Origin of the sequence: Photobacterium profundum (assembly GCF_003026285.1) — a bacterium.
Taxonomy (GTDB): Bacteria; Pseudomonadota; Gammaproteobacteria; order Enterobacterales; family Vibrionaceae; genus Photobacterium; species Photobacterium profundum.
This window is the reverse complement of record NZ_PYOD01000016.1, coordinates 37,130-52,971: the sequence shown is the minus strand read 5'-3', so window position 1 is coordinate 52,971 and position 15,842 is coordinate 37,130. Positions and strand designations below refer to the sequence as shown.

The following is a 15,842-nucleotide window of genomic DNA, read 5'->3' as shown; positions in this document are numbered from 1 at the left end:
TTAACGCTCTAATTTAAAAGATAATTTTAACAATTAGTGTGAATAATAGTTCACTTTATATTATTCGATTATTTTTAGTACAGCCAATAGGTATAAAAAGATAAACAACAAGCAGTAAAGCATTTGTGTGAGGATATACAAAAAGATGAGAAACAAGATATGAGGGTTTATAGTAGCTTAGAAGAAAAAACGCCCTGGTCAATCGACCAGGGCGGCTGAATCAGCCAAATCCAATAACGTGAAACAAAAGGTCTGAAAGATAGAACATCTTACCTCTGTACCCTACGTCATTAACTGTATATCAATTGAGCAGATAAGAAAAGTGAAAGTTGTAGTTTTTTTTCATGATTTGGTAACTAAATTTTAATAATGATTTTTAATAACGTTTAATTAATCATTAAAAAAAAAGCCAGCACTAGGCTGACTCTCATCGTTGTATCACAACTAAAAGGGAGTAAAAACGCTAGTGCGCCTCATCCCAGTTGTTACCAGCCCCTGCATCTGCAATCAGAGGAACATCTAATTCAGCCGCGAGTTCCATTAAGCGACGTACATCAGCAGAAACCGCGTCTAACTCAGATTCTTGTACTTCAAAGACAAGTTCATCATGTACTTGCATTAATAGACGAACACGCCCTGTTTCTTGTTGTTCAACCCACTCATCAACCAATACCATGGCACGCTTGATAATATCAGCAGCAGTTCCTTGCATCGGCGCATTGATTGCTGCACGTTCAGCCGCTTTACGACGAATACCATTACGAGATTTAATATCAGGTAAGTACAAACGTCGCCCAAACAAGGTTTCAACATATCCTTGCTCACTCGCATGAACTCGGGTGCTTTCCATATACTCCAGCACGCCAGGGTAACGTTCAAAATACACATTCATATAGTCTTGTGCTTCATTACGTCCCATACCCAATTGCTTAGCAAGACCAAACGCACTCATGCCATAAATCAAACCAAAGTTAATCGCTTTAGCACGACGACGTTGTTCAGTGGTGACTGATTCAATAGGTAAACCTAAAATTTCTGCCGCGGTTGCTGCGTGAATATCTTTGCCTTGTTTAAAGGCTTCTAATAACGCTTTATCACCCGATAAATGCGCCATAATACGTAACTCGATTTGCGAGTAATCGACAGCAAGTATCTTATAGCCTGTAGGGGCAATAAATGCCTGGCGAATACGACGCCCTTCAGCATTACGGACCGGAATATTCTGTAAGTTAGGATCGCTAGAAGATAAACGTCCCGTTGCGGTTACCGCTTGATGGTATGAAGTATGTACTCGCCCAGTCGACGGATTCACCATCTTAGGTAACTTATCAGTATAGGTGGATTTCAGCTTAGCTAAACCACGGTATTCTAAAAGTATCTTCGGTAATGGGTAATCTAACGCCAGTTCTTGAAGTACTTCTTCATTAGTCGAAGGCGCACCAGACGGGGTCTTTTTCAAAATGGGTAAACCCATCTTTTCAAACAAGATAGCTTGCAGCTGCTTCGGCGAACTTAAGTTAAACTCTTGCTCTGCAATTTCGTACGCTTTGGTTTCTAATTCATCAAGACGCGCAGCAATTTCTGTCGATTGGGCACTCAATAGCATGCTATCGATTAATACACCAGTACGCTCAATACGAGACAGTACGGGCACCAGCGGCATTTCAATATCTTCAAAGACAGACTTTAGCTGCTCATCAGATTCAACTTTTTCGTTCAATAAATTATGTAAGCGCAGCGTAATATCAGCATCTTCAGCAGCATAAGGCCCAGCAACATCTAAATCAATTTGATTAAACGTTAATTGCTTTTTACCTTTACCGGCAACTTCTTCAAAACTGATATTTTTATGTTCTAGGTAACGCAGTGCTAGGCTATCCATATCATGGCGACCAACCACACTATTGAACACGTATGACTCAAGCATGGTGTCATATTTGATACCCTGCATATTAATGTCGTAACGTGCCAAGATGCTCATATCAAATTTTAGGTTTTGACCGACTTTATTTTGAGCGGGATCTTCAAGTAACGGTTTTAGCTGAGCAAGTACCCAATCACGATCAAGCTGTTCCGGCGCATCAAGATAATCATGCGCAACGGGCACGTAAGCCGCTTTCCCTTCTTCGACCGCAAATGATACACCAACTAAATTAGCCGTCATGTAATCAAGGCCGTCAGTTTCTGTATCAAAAGCGACAACATCTGCTGCAGTTAGCGTCGCTAACCACGAGTTAAAGCTCGCTTCATCGAGAATAGTTTCGTAACCGCTGCGATCAATCGTTGGAGCGACCACTTTCTTTTCTGTAGGCTCTGACGCTTTCTCGTCAGCCACGATTTTACCGTCGCTACCGTCTAGCATTTCAGATAACCAACGACGAAACTGTAGTTTACCAAATAGACTGGTTAGCTCATCAGTATCAGGTTCAGTCTTCAACAGTTCATGCGGTGCACTGTCTAGCTCTACATCCAATTTGATGGTTGCAAGCTCATACGACATATAAGCTGCTTCTTTGTTATCGGCCAACTTTTTAGGCATGGTTTTAGAACCGCGAAAACCAAGTGCAGGAATAGCGTCTAAATTGTCATAAATAGCATCAAGACCACCAACACCTGTTAGCAATGCTTTTGCTGTTTTTTCTCCGACCCCTGGCACTCCAGGAATATTATCAACTTTATCCCCCATTAGAGCTAGATAATCAATAATCAACTCAGGACCGATCCCAAACTTCTCTACAACCCCAGCAGGACCCATTACCACATCAGTCATGGTATTGATCAACGTGACATTTTCATCAACCAGCTGTGCCATATCTTTATCACCAGTACTAATCAGTACTGGCATACCCGCTTTTGATGCCTGCGTTGCCAATGTTCCGATCACATCATCCGCTTCAACGCCTGAGATCGCGATCAACGGTAAACCCATAGCTTTGATCACTGCATGTAATGGCTCAATTTGACCTCGAAGATCATCGGGCATCGGTGGGCGATTTGCCTTATATTCCGGATAAATATCATCTCGAAATGTCTTGCCTTTAGCATCGAAGATCACTGCAATGTGTTCAGTCGAAAATTGACGTAATAAACTGCGTAGCATGTTCACCACACCATATACAGCGCCTGTTGGTTCACCCTCTGAATTAGTGAAATTAGGCGCGGCATGATAAGCGCGATAAAGATAAGACGATCCATCAACTAGGATGAGTGGATTTTCTGGGATAGTTGCCATAGAGATATTCTTATATCCGGGAGATGAAAGATTAAAAAGTGCCACATCGCACAGATTTTGGCATGCTCAACACTGAAAAATTAAAAACTGTGGTGTAAGACACTAGAATGCCATGAGAGACGACAAGTGTTAACTGATGTTTTCCACTTACGTACCACAATCTGTGGATAACTTTGTTAGTATCTAATTTTACAGATCTGATCAATCTTTTCAAACAATCAAAACAACACATCTAAAGCAATTAAAATCAATACGTTACCATTAACTGCAAAAAACGATCCCAGATCTTAAAATGATCATTAATTGTGGAAAAAGTTAACAGATCGCTCGAAAATAACCATATGCTAAAGTAAAAACAGTCTATTTTGTTTAGGAAGGAAGCCAAAATGAAGAAAATTGCAGTTATTTTAAGCGGCTCTGGCGTATTTGATGGCGCTGAAATACATGAAACCGTTTTAGCCTTGTTGGCAATCGAGCAAGAAGGGGCTAGTTGGCATTGCTTTGCCCCCAATATTGATCAATACCATGTGATTAACCACCTAACTGGTGAAGAAACAACAGAAACGCGTAATGTATTGATCGAAGCAGCCCGTATTGCTCGTGGTAACATTGAAGACATCGTAAACCTAAAGCCCATTGAGTATGATGCGCTATTGATCCCTGGTGGTTTTGGAGCGGCAAAAAACCTGTCTAATTTTGCTATCAAAGGGGCAGAATGCGAGATCAACCCAGATGTTAAAAAAGCTTGCCAAGCTTTTGCCCAAGAAGAAAAGCCTGCGGCGTATTTATGTATAGCACCAACCATGATCCCTGCGATCTATGGGCCTGGGGCAAAAGGTACAATTGGGACCGATCCTGAAACCGCCAAAGCATTTAATGCGATGGGTGGTGAACATATTGATTGCCCTGTGGATGATTTTGTATTGGATCAAAAACGCCGTCTACTGACAACACCAGCTTACATGTTGGCGGGAAGTATTTCTGAGGCTGCAAGTGGGATCAATAAGCTGGTGAAGCATTTAGTACTGCTGGCATAACGCTAGAAAAGAAAAAGCGACGCTACCTTTTTTCTTAAAGTTAAGAAAACCTGATAATCAGGAGGTAGTCGCCGCTCAGCAGAAGTGTTGCATGTTTCTAGCCCTACACTAAAAACACTCAACCGTCGCCGAAGTACACTGGAAGCAATGTGAGCAATGTCGTGCCTTCAACTAAGAGGTAATTTGTTTCCCCTCTCACCTGAGTGCCTGTTAATAATAACCATTCTCACTTAAGTTGCAAGTACTTATTGAGAATTATTTTCATTTAGACTCTTTTTTCTTAGTCAGTAACTTTGAAAAATAAATTCGGTAATCAGTCATATTGCCTTTTTTCTCAATATCTTCAATAAGGTAGCTATTTCTCATCAGTAACCTCAGCATTGAAGGAAAACAGTTGCGCGACTTAACTTTAATTTCCTGATAGCCCTGCTCAGCCGCCCATGCTTCTTGTGCATCTAACAAGGCTTGGGCCACCCCCATTCGACGTCCAGCTGGTGCAACCCCCCCGATCCAGCTATAGAAGGTTGACTCTGAGAGGCAATAACCGATTTTCACTCCAACCAAGCGGTCTTCATGCTCAGCAACCAGTATTAAGCTTGTATGCCCAGCAAGACGCTGCTTCAAACTGTCTTCTGTTTCAGGATGGTCAAACTCACTGATCTGATTCAACACTATTATGGCTTCTGCCAATGAGGCTTGTCGTACTTGCATTGAATTCATTCCCTTACCCAGAAAAATGGTATAAAAAAACCGACCCAAAGCCGGCTTTTATATTCTATATTATCGGTTAGTGTGTTTTAAGCTTTTGATTCGCTAGCCCACTCTCCGTTACATTAACCGCTGTTAGACGCTTAATTAAATAATTCAACAATACACCGTAAACGGGTACAAATAAGCCAAGGCTAATAATCAGTTTAAAGCTGTAATCCACCAGCGCAATTTCAGTCCAGTTAGCCGCCATAAATGCATCTGGGCTGTTATAAAATGCAATAGCAAAAAATGCCAATGTATCTAATGCATTACCGAAAATAGTGGAACACGTTGGCGCTATCCACCATTGCTTCATTTGACGCAAGCGATTAAAAACAGAAACATCCAAAATCTGCCCAAGTAAATACGCCATAAAGCTCGCAATCGCGATACGGGCAACAAATAGATTAAATTCACCTAGATGTGCCACCCCTTGATATTCACCTTGATAGAACAACACCGATAGCACATAAGAAACCGCCAAAGAGGGTGCCATTACCCGAAAGATAATTTTCCGCGCCATCGTGGCACCAAAAATACGTACAGTCAGATCCGTCGCAAGAAAAATAAAGGGAAAAGTAAACGCTCCCCAAGTGGTATGAAAGCCAAAAATAGTAAACGGTAGCTGCACCAGATAATTGCTCGACGCAATGATCACAAGATGAAATAACACCAGAAAAGAAAGGGCTTTACGTTGTTGTGGCAGAGTGAACGATGGTACTGAAGATAATTGAGATATAGTCATAGTAGACCTTTTTGTCATTGGGGGAGAGGGAACCCAAAATTTCACTGTCAGCAGGTTCTCATACCATGCAGCAGTGACCGAAGGCGGCGATTATACATTAACCAATATTCTTGCCTACCCTCGTTGTGTTGAATTACATCAAGCAATCGTTTGCCTGTGCTATCAGTATTACTTTACCGATTTTAGTCGCTAAATTAGCACAGCTGCCCTGGTTGGCACGGTAAGAGTGTCGCTATAAACGCTAGGGCATCATTATCTGCCGATGACAACGCTTCGATCCACAGTGCACTGGCGTAATGCTCACCTTTTAACAATAGACGACTGCCTTCAAAATCAATGATCCACACGTGTAAGTCCGCATTCAATTCTTTCTCGATCACTCGTGCATCAATACATACCAGTAGCTGTTCTGCTATCTCAGGAAAAGAATCAAAATCGAAATCAGGGCCAGAAAGTAAAAGATGACCATGAGCTAAATCTAATTCACGTACTGCAAAAAGGGGGGATGATAAGGGCGCTGAATCCGTCATAATTATTCCTTTAACTTCATTTTAGAGGTTATACCCGCAGAAAGTAAGTTTCCTGTAACCAACTGTGTCTTTGCGTATCAAACCATAAGCAGGCTATGGCTACCAATGTAAATTCATGGTTTTATAGCCTTGTTGCCTAACACTGCTGAAGAACGCGTCCCGTCGATTTTCAGTGAACTGGCAACAGGTGAAAATCTATATTCTCACCAAATACGCAAGCTGTTTTGTAGCGAACAATGCATAAACTATTTATGTTTTTTGAACGCATTTTTACCGGACTCGGATAGTCCGGTATTTTTTTATCTGTCACTGTCCCCTGCCATCAAATGCTCTTCAATCACCCCTAAAAAAACACTGCCGTATTTTTCTAGCTTACGATGCCCAACGCCATTAATCGCTAACATTTCACCTTGAGATGTCGGTAAAATTTCAGCCATTTCCATTAAGCTTGCATCATTGAACACGACATAAGGTGGTAAATCCTCTTCATCAGCAATGGCTTTTCGTAACTTACGTAATTTAGCAAACAGCTTCTTGTCATAGTGACGATTGGCCATTTTATCGCTTTTCGCACTGCGGGCTGCCACATCAAGTCGAGGAACCGCTAGCTCTAGTTCAATTTCAGCACGTAATACTGAGCGCGCTTTTTCGGTTAACTGTAGGGTTGAGCTACGCAAAATATTTTGAGTTAAAAATCCGCGATGGATCAGCTGGCGTAAAATACTGACCCAATATTCATGGCTATGTTCACGTCCAATCCCATACGTTGTGAGCTTGTCGTGCCCATGTTCGCGTATCCGCTGATTTTGCATACCACGCAGCACTTCCACCACGTAACCCACACCAAAGCTTTGATTAACACGGTATACACACGACAGAGCTTTCTGTGCCACTTCAATCGCATTAAATCGCTTAGGTGGGTCTAAACAAATATCACAGTTACCGCACGGTTCTTCACGGTATTCACCAAAGTAATTCAGCAATACCTGACGACGGCATGTTTGTGCTTCGGCAAATGCTCCCATTGCATTTAACTTATGACTCTCAACTTGCTTTTGTGCTCCGTCTTCTTTTTCATCAAGGCAGCGACGTAACCAAGCTAAGTCAGATGGGTCATAAAACATAACCGCTTCTGCAGGTAAGCCATCACGCCCTGCTCGCCCGGTTTCTTGATAATACGACTCGATATTGCGCGGAATATCGTAGTGCACGACAAAGCGGACGTTGGGTTTATTGATCCCCATGCCAAAAGCCACGGTAGCAACCACAATATGAATATCATCACGTTGAAAGCTTTCTTGTACTCGCCCTCGTTCATCATGATCGAGCCCTGCGTGATACGCAGCTGCTCGCACCCCACTATCACGCAATTTTTCTGCTATTTGCTCGACACGTTTACGACTGTTGCAATACACGATCCCACATTGACCACGTACCCCCGTTAAGTAACGGGTCAGCTGCGTCATCGGTTTGTGCTTTTCAAGCAAGGTATAACGAATATTAGGGCGATCAAAACTGCCGAGATAGGCATGAGGGTTGGTAAGGCCAAGGCGACTGGTAATATCGTTACGGGTGGTATCATCGGCAGTTGCCGTCAATGCCATGATCGGCAAGTTTTCAAAGTGTTGTTTCAGGGTGCCTAATGCGGCATATTCTGGGCGGAAATCATGCCCCCATTGAGAAACACAGTGTGCTTCATCAACGGCTACCATGCTTAACGGGGTTTCATACAACCGCTCGATAAAATCACGCATCAATACCCGTTCAGGCGATACGTAGACTAACTTCAAATCCCCCTCTCGCATTGCTAAAAAAGTCTCCATCACTTCTTCACGCGACATGGTTGAGTTGATATACGCCGCAGCCACCCCATTGGCATTCAACTGATCGACTTGATCTTTCATTAATGAGATAAGCGGTGAAATAACTAAGGTAATACCGGGCATGATTAATGCGGGAATCTGGTAGCACAACGATTTACCGCCCCCCGTTGGCATGATGACCAAGCAATCTTGGCCTTCTATAACGGCTTCTATGACTTCTTGCTGACCAATACGGAAAGATTGATAGCCAAACACATCCTGTAAGATTTTCTCACTTGGCGCTAAGGGCATTGGTTCACAAACCGCGGTACTGCTGGAAGACATAAACCTACTCTTAAAATATTGGGGGCGGGCTATTCTATACTAAATGGGCTTATTAAGTGAACGACTCAACACGTTGTCAGTCGCAGAAGGCACACCGGAAAGATATCTGAAAAGAAATACGAAACAGAGTAAGAAGATGAACAGTTAAGCTTGCGATACATTGTTTATCATTTAATCTATTGATAAAGATATAGCCATTTCAAAGAATCTCGCTTTATACTGCTTCCGCATACTTTTTGAGAAAACCTCATTGATTTTATAAAATAACCATTTGGATTCCCATGGAAGAACAAGCCCAAAAAACACAACGCGGGGTTATTCTTGCCCTCGCTGCTTATACGATGTGGGGCATTGCTCCTATCTACTTTAAAGCATTGCAGAATGTTAGCCCGTTAGAAATTCTAAGCCATCGTGTTATTTGGTCGTTCTTCTTTTTAGCTGCATTGATTTTTGTCAGTAAGGGTTGGAGCAAAATTCGCGCTGTGATCGCTAAACCAAAAATGTTGCTAATGCTAACGGTAACAGCGCTATTGGTGGGAACTAACTGGATGATTTTCATCTGGGCGGTGAATAACAATTACATGTTGGATGCCAGCCTAGGATATTTTATTAACCCTTTATTCAATGTCATTCTTGGCATGGTTTTTCTTGGTGAACGACTGCGGGCATTACAATGGGTCGCGGTGGCATTAGCCGCATGTGGTGTCGCAGCACAGTTAATTCAATTTGGCTCATTACCTTGGATTGCATTGGCATTAGCCGGTAGTTTCGGTTGCTATGGTTTACTCCGTAAGAAAATTAATTTGGATGCTCAAACAGGGTTATTCCTCGAAACTTGTGTACTGCTACCGCTGGCAACCATTTATATTTTCTTTATTACCGATAGCCCAACCGCCAACCTTGCTGATAACCCATTGCAACTTAATCTATTGCTTGTTGCTGCGGGGGTTGTAACAACATTACCTTTGCTGTGTTTTACCGGGGCTGCCACTAAACTTAAGTTATCGACGCTGGGTTTCTTCCAGTATATCGGGCCAAGCTTAATGTTCTTATTGGCAGTATTGGTATATGGCGAACCCTTCACAGTCGATAATGGAATGACGTTTATCTTCATCTGGGCTGCTCTGATTTTATTTAGCTTTGACGGAATTAAACGCCATCGCGACAGTAAAAAAGTGGCTCCTATAGCCTAATTAGCGTTATCTGTTTAATGAGTACTTCGCTAGGCAGCTTGTGAATATTTTACAAGCTGCATACCCTTCACTTATGGTGTACTTATAATAGAAAAGCCCGACCTTCCGATCATCACTGAGCAATCGCATGAATAAAGTCAGTCATCGTAAAAGCAATATTGATGATATCAACTTGATTGATGCCCATTACCAAAGCTTTTCTTTCAAACGCCATTATCACCTCGATTACCATTTGGGCTTAATCACCCAAGGGCAGCAGCAGTATTTCTTCAATGGCGCAAAACATGTAGCAGGGCCGGGTCAAATGGTGATCATGCCCCCCGATGAAATTCACGATGGGCAACCAAAAGAAAGTGCTGGCTACCGCGTGAAAGTCTTCAGTATCAGCCCTGGTTGGTTAACCCAACAGGCTGAAGCCGTATCGGGTAAAGACCTCTTTTGTTTCCCACAACATAAGATTTCCGATCATCAGTTTTTTCGGCAACTAACTCAATTACATACCCAATTAGATAATCCTTTGGCGTCTCAATTATCTAAAGATAGCTTGCCGATCGAATACTTTTCTTATCTATTAACCCACTATGGAAAAGTAACAGAACACACAGTCACGAAGCTGGGTACCAAAGATTTACGCCAGTTACGCGATTATTTTATGGCGCATCTTGATCAAAAAATCAGCCTTAATGACTTGGCAATACTGTGTGACCTCAGCCCGTCACAACTCTTGCGTCAATTTAAGAAAACCACTGGCATTACACCTTATGCTTGGTTAGCTCGTTTACGCCTAGAGCATGCTATGGCTTTGCTGCGGGCTGGTTTTAATAGTACAGAGGTGGCTTATCATGTCGGCTTTTATGATCAGGCGCACTTTGCCAATACCTTTAAACAAACGTTCGGTATTGCGCCTTCGCTCATAAAATAACGATATCCAATTTATAACCATCACTATTCTTCTTTCCGTTGTACTTTCTTTTCGCTGTCACTTTTTTACAAGCGCATTCAAACACGCCCCGTCATACTGCAAAACATACCAATCCAATCGAATACAAACGGCGAGACACCATGAACGAAGTCACCACTTTACTTACCTTAGTTACCGTCCACGTTATTGCGCTAATGAGCCCAGGGCCTGATTTTGCCCTAGTGGTACAAAACGCAGGACGTTACGGGCGTCAAACGGGCATTGCGATCGCACTGGGCTTGTCTCTGGGTATTTTATTGCATTCAATTTTAAGCCTGACTGGCGCCAGCTTATTGATCCACCAGCAGCCAACCCTATTTGCCTTACTGCAAGCCGCTGGGGGTTCATACTTACTGTGGCTGGGTATTGGTGCTGTTAGAAGCGTGCTGACTCCTATCTTTCGCCCCACAGCGCATACTGAAACAGTTGCAGCCCCAAAACGCATTATTGCTAATAGTAAACAAGCGCTCGTGAAAGGGTTTACGACCAATATATTAAACCCTAAAGCGTTAGTATTTTTCATCAGCCTACTCTCGACCATAGTGCCAGTTGATATGTCGATATCTGGAAAAATAACCGCAATTGCGATTTTATGGATCACATCATTTCTATGGTTCGCCATGCTGGCATGGTTACTAACAGGGAGACGTCTACAACAAAAAATCCAGCAATGGACACCTTATATCGACGGTGTCTGTGGCGTACTTTTTGTGACTATCGGCAGTATGATCTTGTTGAATATCATAGTTACGTTGTAAAAATATCGTGGTAATTAAGCACGAAAATTATTGAGAATGAGCACAAAAAATGCTCATCAATTAGACACTAGCGCTTTGCACTGTCACTCTCTACGCTACGAAGTTCATTGACCGAACTTCTATCAAGAGAGACAGACATAAGGAGCTCATATGCAGTGGAAAGCATCTTACCTAGCGTTATTTATAACCGCTAGCCTCGCCATCACACCCGCGTTCGCTAAACAAAGCGCAGATAGTATTGCCCCCGAAGCCGCGACAGGCTTAAAAACGCAAACCTTGGTGCAAGGGTCTGATTGGATGATTGCGTCTGCCAACCCTTATGCCAGTGAAGCAGGAGCAGCAATGCTACGCCAAGGTGGTAATGCCATTGATGCCATGGTTGCCACCCAGTTAGTATTGGGATTAGTTGAACCACAGTCATCGGGAATTGGTGGTGGTGCATTTTTAATGTATTGGGATGCAAAAAAAGAGGCTTTAACATCGTTTGATGGTCGAGAAACTGCACCTTATGGCGTTACACCACGATTATTTCAGGATGATAAAGGCGAACCACTACAGTTCTTTGACGCTGTTGTCGGTGGGCGTTCAGTGGGTACACCAGGTACTGTTAAATTACTGCAGCATACCCACCAGCGTTTAGGTAAATTACCGTGGAAAACCCTATTTGAACCCGCTATAAATCTGGCTAAAAAAGGTTTTGTTGTTAGCCCACGCTTAGCTAAATTAGTGGCCAACGATAAAGACTATCTACAACGTTCAGCTGAAGCTAAAGCTTACTTCTTTAATCAAGATGGCTCACCAATCAAAGCAGGACAAAACCTTAAAAATCCCGCTTATGCCGATACATTAATGTTAATCGCCGACCAAGGTGCCAGTGCGTTTTACCACGGTAAGATTGCTAACGATATTGTTAAAACCGTACGCGGGGCGAAAGCTAATCCTGGTGTATTAAACACGATGGATTTAGCTACCTATCAAGTAAAAGAACGTGAACCCATCTGCGCGCCTTATCGTCAATATTCGATATGTGGCATGGGGCCACCTAGCTCTGGGGCATTAACCTTGGGGCAAATTATGGGCATGCTAAGCCATTACCCCATCGCTAAAATGGGTCCAGAGAACATTCAAAGCTGGCGCTTACTCGGTGACGCTTCTCGTTTAGCCTTTGCCGATCGTGGTAAATACATGGCAGACAGCGATTATGTACCTATGCCTACCGAGGGCTTATTAGCTGCTGGTTATATCGAACAACGCGCAACGTTGCTGAAAGGGGATACCGCTCTGGCAACGACTGCGGCGGGTAAGCCACCTTGGTCACATGCAATGAATTACGCATTAGATGAAGCCATTGAGTTACCGTCTACCAGCCATTTTTCTATCGTCGATAAAGACCGCAACATGGTGTCGATCACCACCACCATTGAGAATGGTTTTGGCTCACGCTTAATGGTACGAGGATTCTTACTCAATAATGAATTAACGGATTTCTCATTCCGCAGCCATGCTGATGGTGTACCAATTGCCAATCGGATTGAGCCTGGAAAACGTCCGCGCTCATCGATGGCACCGACCATTGTAATGAAAGAAGGTGAACCGTATATGGCCGTTGGTTCACCTGGTGGTAGCCAAATCATTGGGTATGTTGCCAAGACGTTAGTAGCACACCTTGATTGGGGATTAAACCTTCAGCAAGCCATTAACTTACCCAATATGAATAACCGCTTTGGCGCATTTGAATTAGAACAAGACACGACCGCTGAACAATGGGCACCAAAACTGGAGCAGCTCGGCTTTAAGGTAAAAGTGAAAGAGTTAAATTCTGGTGTTCAAGCTATTCGTGTTGACGGTAAATCACTCACAGGTGCAGCTGACCCACGCCGTGAAGGAAAAGTCATTGCTCAGTAAGCGCCTTGGCTAACCAATAAGCCTCTTAACTAACAAAGCACATACCTAAAAAAAGCCCGTTTTGTCAGTTCTTATTACAAGAAGCTGGCAAGATGGGCTTTTTATTTTTCATGTCGTTCAGGGTTACATTGGATCGAGCTTAGCGTATTGCGTCACTAACCACTTAATACCTTCACCATTGAAAGCGACCTGAACACGGCTTTGCGCACCACTGCCTTCAAAGTTAATAATGGTTCCTTCACCAAATTTAGTGTGCTTAACACGCTGCCCTAAATTAAAACCGGTTTGATTAAAGTTATCATTCACCTGGGTTTGGCTAAAACGTCCACTGCTTGCAGGACGAGAGACTTGTGCCTTCATCCGCACTTCTTCCACAAACTCCGTTGGAATTTCACGAATAAAGCGTGATGGCTTATGGAAATTATCTTTACCGTATAAACGGCGCATTTCAGCATAAGTGATGTACAACTTCTTCATCGCACGGGTCATACCGACGTAACACAAGCGACGTTCTTCTTCTAAACGCCCGACTTCTTCCGTCGTGCGTGAACTAGGGAACATACCCTCTTCAACACCCACCATGAAGACAATCGGGAACTCTAACCCTTTCGCACTGTGCATAGTCATTAGCTGCACCGCGTCTTCAAAGTCATCGGCCTGACCTTCGCCAGCTTCTAGTGCCGCATGAGACAGAAATGCCGCTAATGGCGTCATCTCTTCCGCTTCTTCTGGCACAACAAATTGACGGGTTGCCGTGACTAATTCTTCTAAGTTTTCGATACGAGCTTGGGCTTTTTCGCCTTTTTCTTGCTCGTACATTGCACGCAAACCCGAGTTACGGATCACATCATCCGTTTGCTGGAACAAAGGTAAGTCTCGCGTATCGTCTTCCAGTGCATTGACCAGCTCGATAAAACGACGTAACGAGTTCGCTGCACGTCCCGCCAACACTTGCTCTTCAAGCAGTGAGACACTAGCTTGCCACATAGTGACACTGCGATCACGAGCAGCTAAACGAATAGTTTCTAAGGTACGATCTCCCAAGCCACGCGTAGGGGTATTCACCACTCGCTCAAAAGAGGCATCATCATTTCGGTTGGCCATCAAACGCAGGTATGCCAGTGAATCTTTCACTTCCTGACGTTCGAAGAAACGCATGCCACCATAAATTCGGTACGGTAGACCCGCTTGAATTAAGGCTTCTTCCAATACTCGAGATTGGGCATTACTGCGGTATAAAAAGGCAGTATCGTTCAGCGAACCGCCTTTTTCATTACGCCATTCTTTGATTTTACCCACCGCAAAACGGGCTTCATCCAATTCATTGAATGCAGAATACAACGAGATCAACTCGCCTTCTTCACCATCCGTCCATAATTTCTTGCCCATACGTTCATTGTTATTGGCAATCAATTCGTTGGCAGCATTTAGAATGTTACCGGTAGAACGGTAGTTTTGTTCAAGGAAAATGGACGATGCATTGGCAAAGTCGCGCAAGAAACGCTGAATGTTTTCAACCTGGGCGCCGCGCCAGCCATAGATAGACTGATCATCATCACCGACAATCATCACATTACAATCAACACCCGCCATTAAGCGCAGCCATGCAAACTGAATGTTGTTGGTATCTTGGAATTCGTCCACCAAGATGTGCTTGAAACGCGCTTGGTAATGCTCACGAATATGTTTATTGTCGCGAACCAACTCAAAGGCACGTAACAACAATTCAGCAAAATCGACTAACCCAGCACGATCACATGCCTCTTGGTACGCGGTATAAATACGCAACCATGTTTTTTCAACCGGATCATTAAAAGCATCAATATTAGCCGGGCGTAAGCCTTCGTCTTTTTTACCGTTGATGTACCACGCTGCTTGACGTGCTGGCCAGTGTTTCTCATCAAGATTTTGCGCTTTAATCAAACGGCGTAATAGACGCATTTGATCATCAGAATCAAGAATATTGAAATCATCGGGTAAGCGCGCATCAAGATAATGCGCACGTAGCATGCGGTGGCATAAACCATGGAATGTACCGTTCCACATCCCCGCCGATGAGCCTTGCATTAGCTCATTAATTCGACCGCGCATTTCGGCAGCCGCTTTATTGGTAAACGTCACGGACATAATGGAATACGACGATGCTTGTTCTATCTGCATTAACCACGCAATACGATGAACGAGCACTCGGGTTTTACCACTGCCCGCTCCCGCTAGTACAAGGTGGTTTCCTAACGGTGCTGCCACCGCTTCTCTTTGTTTATCATTGAGCCCATCTAACAGGAGTGAAACGTCCATCGCTATCTACTGGTTATTTATACAATGGTGAGGATTATACCAGCTCATTTTCAGAATGCTTTGATAACTTTTAACAACACAATACCTTGCCTGTTTATTTTTGTTCTATGCTTTTCCTGAGCAGAAATATTAATGAATCTTTAAAAAAGTTAAAAAAAGGTGAAATTAATTCTGCCTTTACCCTTTCTTATATTTCGAGAGCGCTTAAGGCGCCATAGCAAAATAAGTTAAGTCAAAGGAAACGTTGCAACTTACAGCAACAGCCAACGTATTAAAGAGGATTTAT

The 15,842-nt window shown here is 43.3% G+C and carries 12 protein-coding genes; 5 read left to right on the top strand and 7 right to left on the bottom strand.

The genetic code is table 11. From position 1 onward, the window contains the following. Positions 1 to 220: 220 nt before the first annotated feature. On the bottom strand, positions 221 to 268 hold the full coding sequence (gene spfP, locus C9J48_RS28460) for a small protein SpfP (protein WP_438616993.1): 48 nt from the start codon (positions 266 to 268) through the stop codon (positions 221 to 223). Between the two features lie 195 nt (positions 269 to 463). Further along, complete coding sequence (gene polA, locus C9J48_RS22895) at positions 464 to 3,232, bottom strand: DNA polymerase I (protein ID WP_006233447.1); 2,769 nt, start codon at positions 3,230 to 3,232, stop codon at positions 464 to 466. Positions 3,233 to 3,618: 386 nt separating this feature from the next. Here polA and elbB point away from each other — a divergent pair, with 386 nt between their 5' ends. Further along, positions 3,619 to 4,269: an isoprenoid biosynthesis glyoxalase ElbB gene (gene elbB, locus C9J48_RS22890; RefSeq protein ID WP_006233446.1), complete on the top strand. Its 651-nt coding sequence runs from the start codon at positions 3,619 to 3,621 to the stop codon at positions 4,267 to 4,269. Between the two features lie 261 nt (positions 4,270 to 4,530). Here the strand turns inward: elbB and C9J48_RS22885 are convergent, their stop codons facing one another. The 4 genes from C9J48_RS22885 to recQ all read right to left on the bottom strand — a co-directional run bounded on the left by C9J48_RS22885 (position 4,531) and on the right by recQ (position 8,441). Beyond that, entirely contained in the window at positions 4,531 to 4,980 is a 450-nt protein-coding gene (locus C9J48_RS22885) for a GNAT family N-acetyltransferase (protein WP_006233445.1), read from the bottom strand. 76 nt (positions 4,981 to 5,056) lie between these two features. Next, positions 5,057 to 5,764 carry a 7-cyano-7-deazaguanine/7-aminomethyl-7-deazaguanine transporter gene (locus C9J48_RS22880; protein WP_006233444.1) on the bottom strand — a complete coding sequence of 236 codons (708 nt, stop codon included), beginning with the start codon at positions 5,762 to 5,764 and terminating at the stop codon, positions 5,057 to 5,059. A 194-nt stretch (positions 5,765 to 5,958) separates the two neighbouring features. Beyond that, complete coding sequence (locus C9J48_RS22875) at positions 5,959 to 6,294, bottom strand: DUF3630 family protein (RefSeq protein WP_006233443.1); 336 nt, start codon at positions 6,292 to 6,294, stop codon at positions 5,959 to 5,961. Positions 6,295 to 6,593: 299 nt separating this feature from the next. Then, entirely contained in the window at positions 6,594 to 8,441 is a 1,848-nt protein-coding gene (gene recQ / locus C9J48_RS22870) for an ATP-dependent DNA helicase RecQ (protein WP_006233442.1), read from the bottom strand. Between the two features lie 281 nt (positions 8,442 to 8,722). Between recQ and rarD the strand changes: the two genes are divergently transcribed. The 4 genes from rarD (at position 8,723) to ggt (ending at position 13,258) form a co-directional block, all read left to right on the top strand. Further along, positions 8,723 to 9,634 (top strand): EamA family transporter RarD, encoded by a 912-nt coding sequence (gene rarD, locus C9J48_RS22865; RefSeq protein ID WP_006233441.1) that lies wholly within the window; start codon positions 8,723 to 8,725, stop codon positions 9,632 to 9,634. A gap of 127 nt (positions 9,635 to 9,761) precedes the next feature. Further along, positions 9,762 to 10,556 (top strand): AraC family transcriptional regulator, encoded by a 795-nt coding sequence (locus tag C9J48_RS22860; protein ID WP_006233440.1) that lies wholly within the window; start codon positions 9,762 to 9,764, stop codon positions 10,554 to 10,556. Between the two features lie 140 nt (positions 10,557 to 10,696). Beyond that, on the top strand, positions 10,697 to 11,353 hold the full coding sequence (locus C9J48_RS22855; RefSeq protein ID WP_006233439.1) for a LysE family translocator: 657 nt from the start codon (positions 10,697 to 10,699) through the stop codon (positions 11,351 to 11,353). Positions 11,354 to 11,503: 150 nt separating this feature from the next. Further along, on the top strand, positions 11,504 to 13,258 hold the full coding sequence (gene ggt / locus C9J48_RS22850; RefSeq protein WP_006233438.1) for a gamma-glutamyltransferase: 1,755 nt from the start codon (positions 11,504 to 11,506) through the stop codon (positions 13,256 to 13,258). A gap of 123 nt (positions 13,259 to 13,381) precedes the next feature. Here the strand turns inward: ggt and uvrD are convergent, their stop codons facing one another. Next, entirely contained in the window at positions 13,382 to 15,556 is a 2,175-nt protein-coding gene (gene uvrD, locus C9J48_RS22845; protein WP_006233437.1) for a DNA helicase II, read from the bottom strand. Positions 15,557 to 15,842: the final 286 nt, after the last annotated feature.

What these genes read in the sequence shown, in the direction of transcription:
- polA (WP_006233447.1), bottom strand. Translation starts at nt 3,232, where the DNA reads ATGGCAACTATCCCAGAAAATCCACTCATCCTAGTTGATGGATCGTCT.
- elbB (WP_006233446.1), top strand. Translation starts at nt 3,619, where the DNA reads ATGAAGAAAATTGCAGTTATTTTAAGCGGCTCTGGCGTATTTGATGGC.
- C9J48_RS22885 (WP_006233445.1), bottom strand. Translation starts at nt 4,980, where the DNA reads ATGCAAGTACGACAAGCCTCATTGGCAGAAGCCATAATAGTGTTGAAT.
- C9J48_RS22880 (WP_006233444.1), bottom strand. Translation starts at nt 5,764, where the DNA reads ATGACTATATCTCAATTATCTTCAGTACCATCGTTCACTCTGCCACAA.
- C9J48_RS22875 (WP_006233443.1), bottom strand. Translation starts at nt 6,294, where the DNA reads ATGACGGATTCAGCGCCCTTATCATCCCCCCTTTTTGCAGTACGTGAA.
- recQ (WP_006233442.1), bottom strand. Translation starts at nt 8,441, where the DNA reads ATGTCTTCCAGCAGTACCGCGGTTTGTGAACCAATGCCCTTAGCGCCA.
- rarD (WP_006233441.1), top strand. Translation starts at nt 8,723, where the DNA reads ATGGAAGAACAAGCCCAAAAAACACAACGCGGGGTTATTCTTGCCCTC.
- C9J48_RS22860 (WP_006233440.1), top strand. Translation starts at nt 9,762, where the DNA reads ATGAATAAAGTCAGTCATCGTAAAAGCAATATTGATGATATCAACTTG.
- C9J48_RS22855 (WP_006233439.1), top strand. Translation starts at nt 10,697, where the DNA reads ATGAACGAAGTCACCACTTTACTTACCTTAGTTACCGTCCACGTTATT.
- ggt (WP_006233438.1), top strand. Translation starts at nt 11,504, where the DNA reads ATGCAGTGGAAAGCATCTTACCTAGCGTTATTTATAACCGCTAGCCTC.
- uvrD (WP_006233437.1), bottom strand. Translation starts at nt 15,556, where the DNA reads ATGGACGTTTCACTCCTGTTAGATGGGCTCAATGATAAACAAAGAGAA.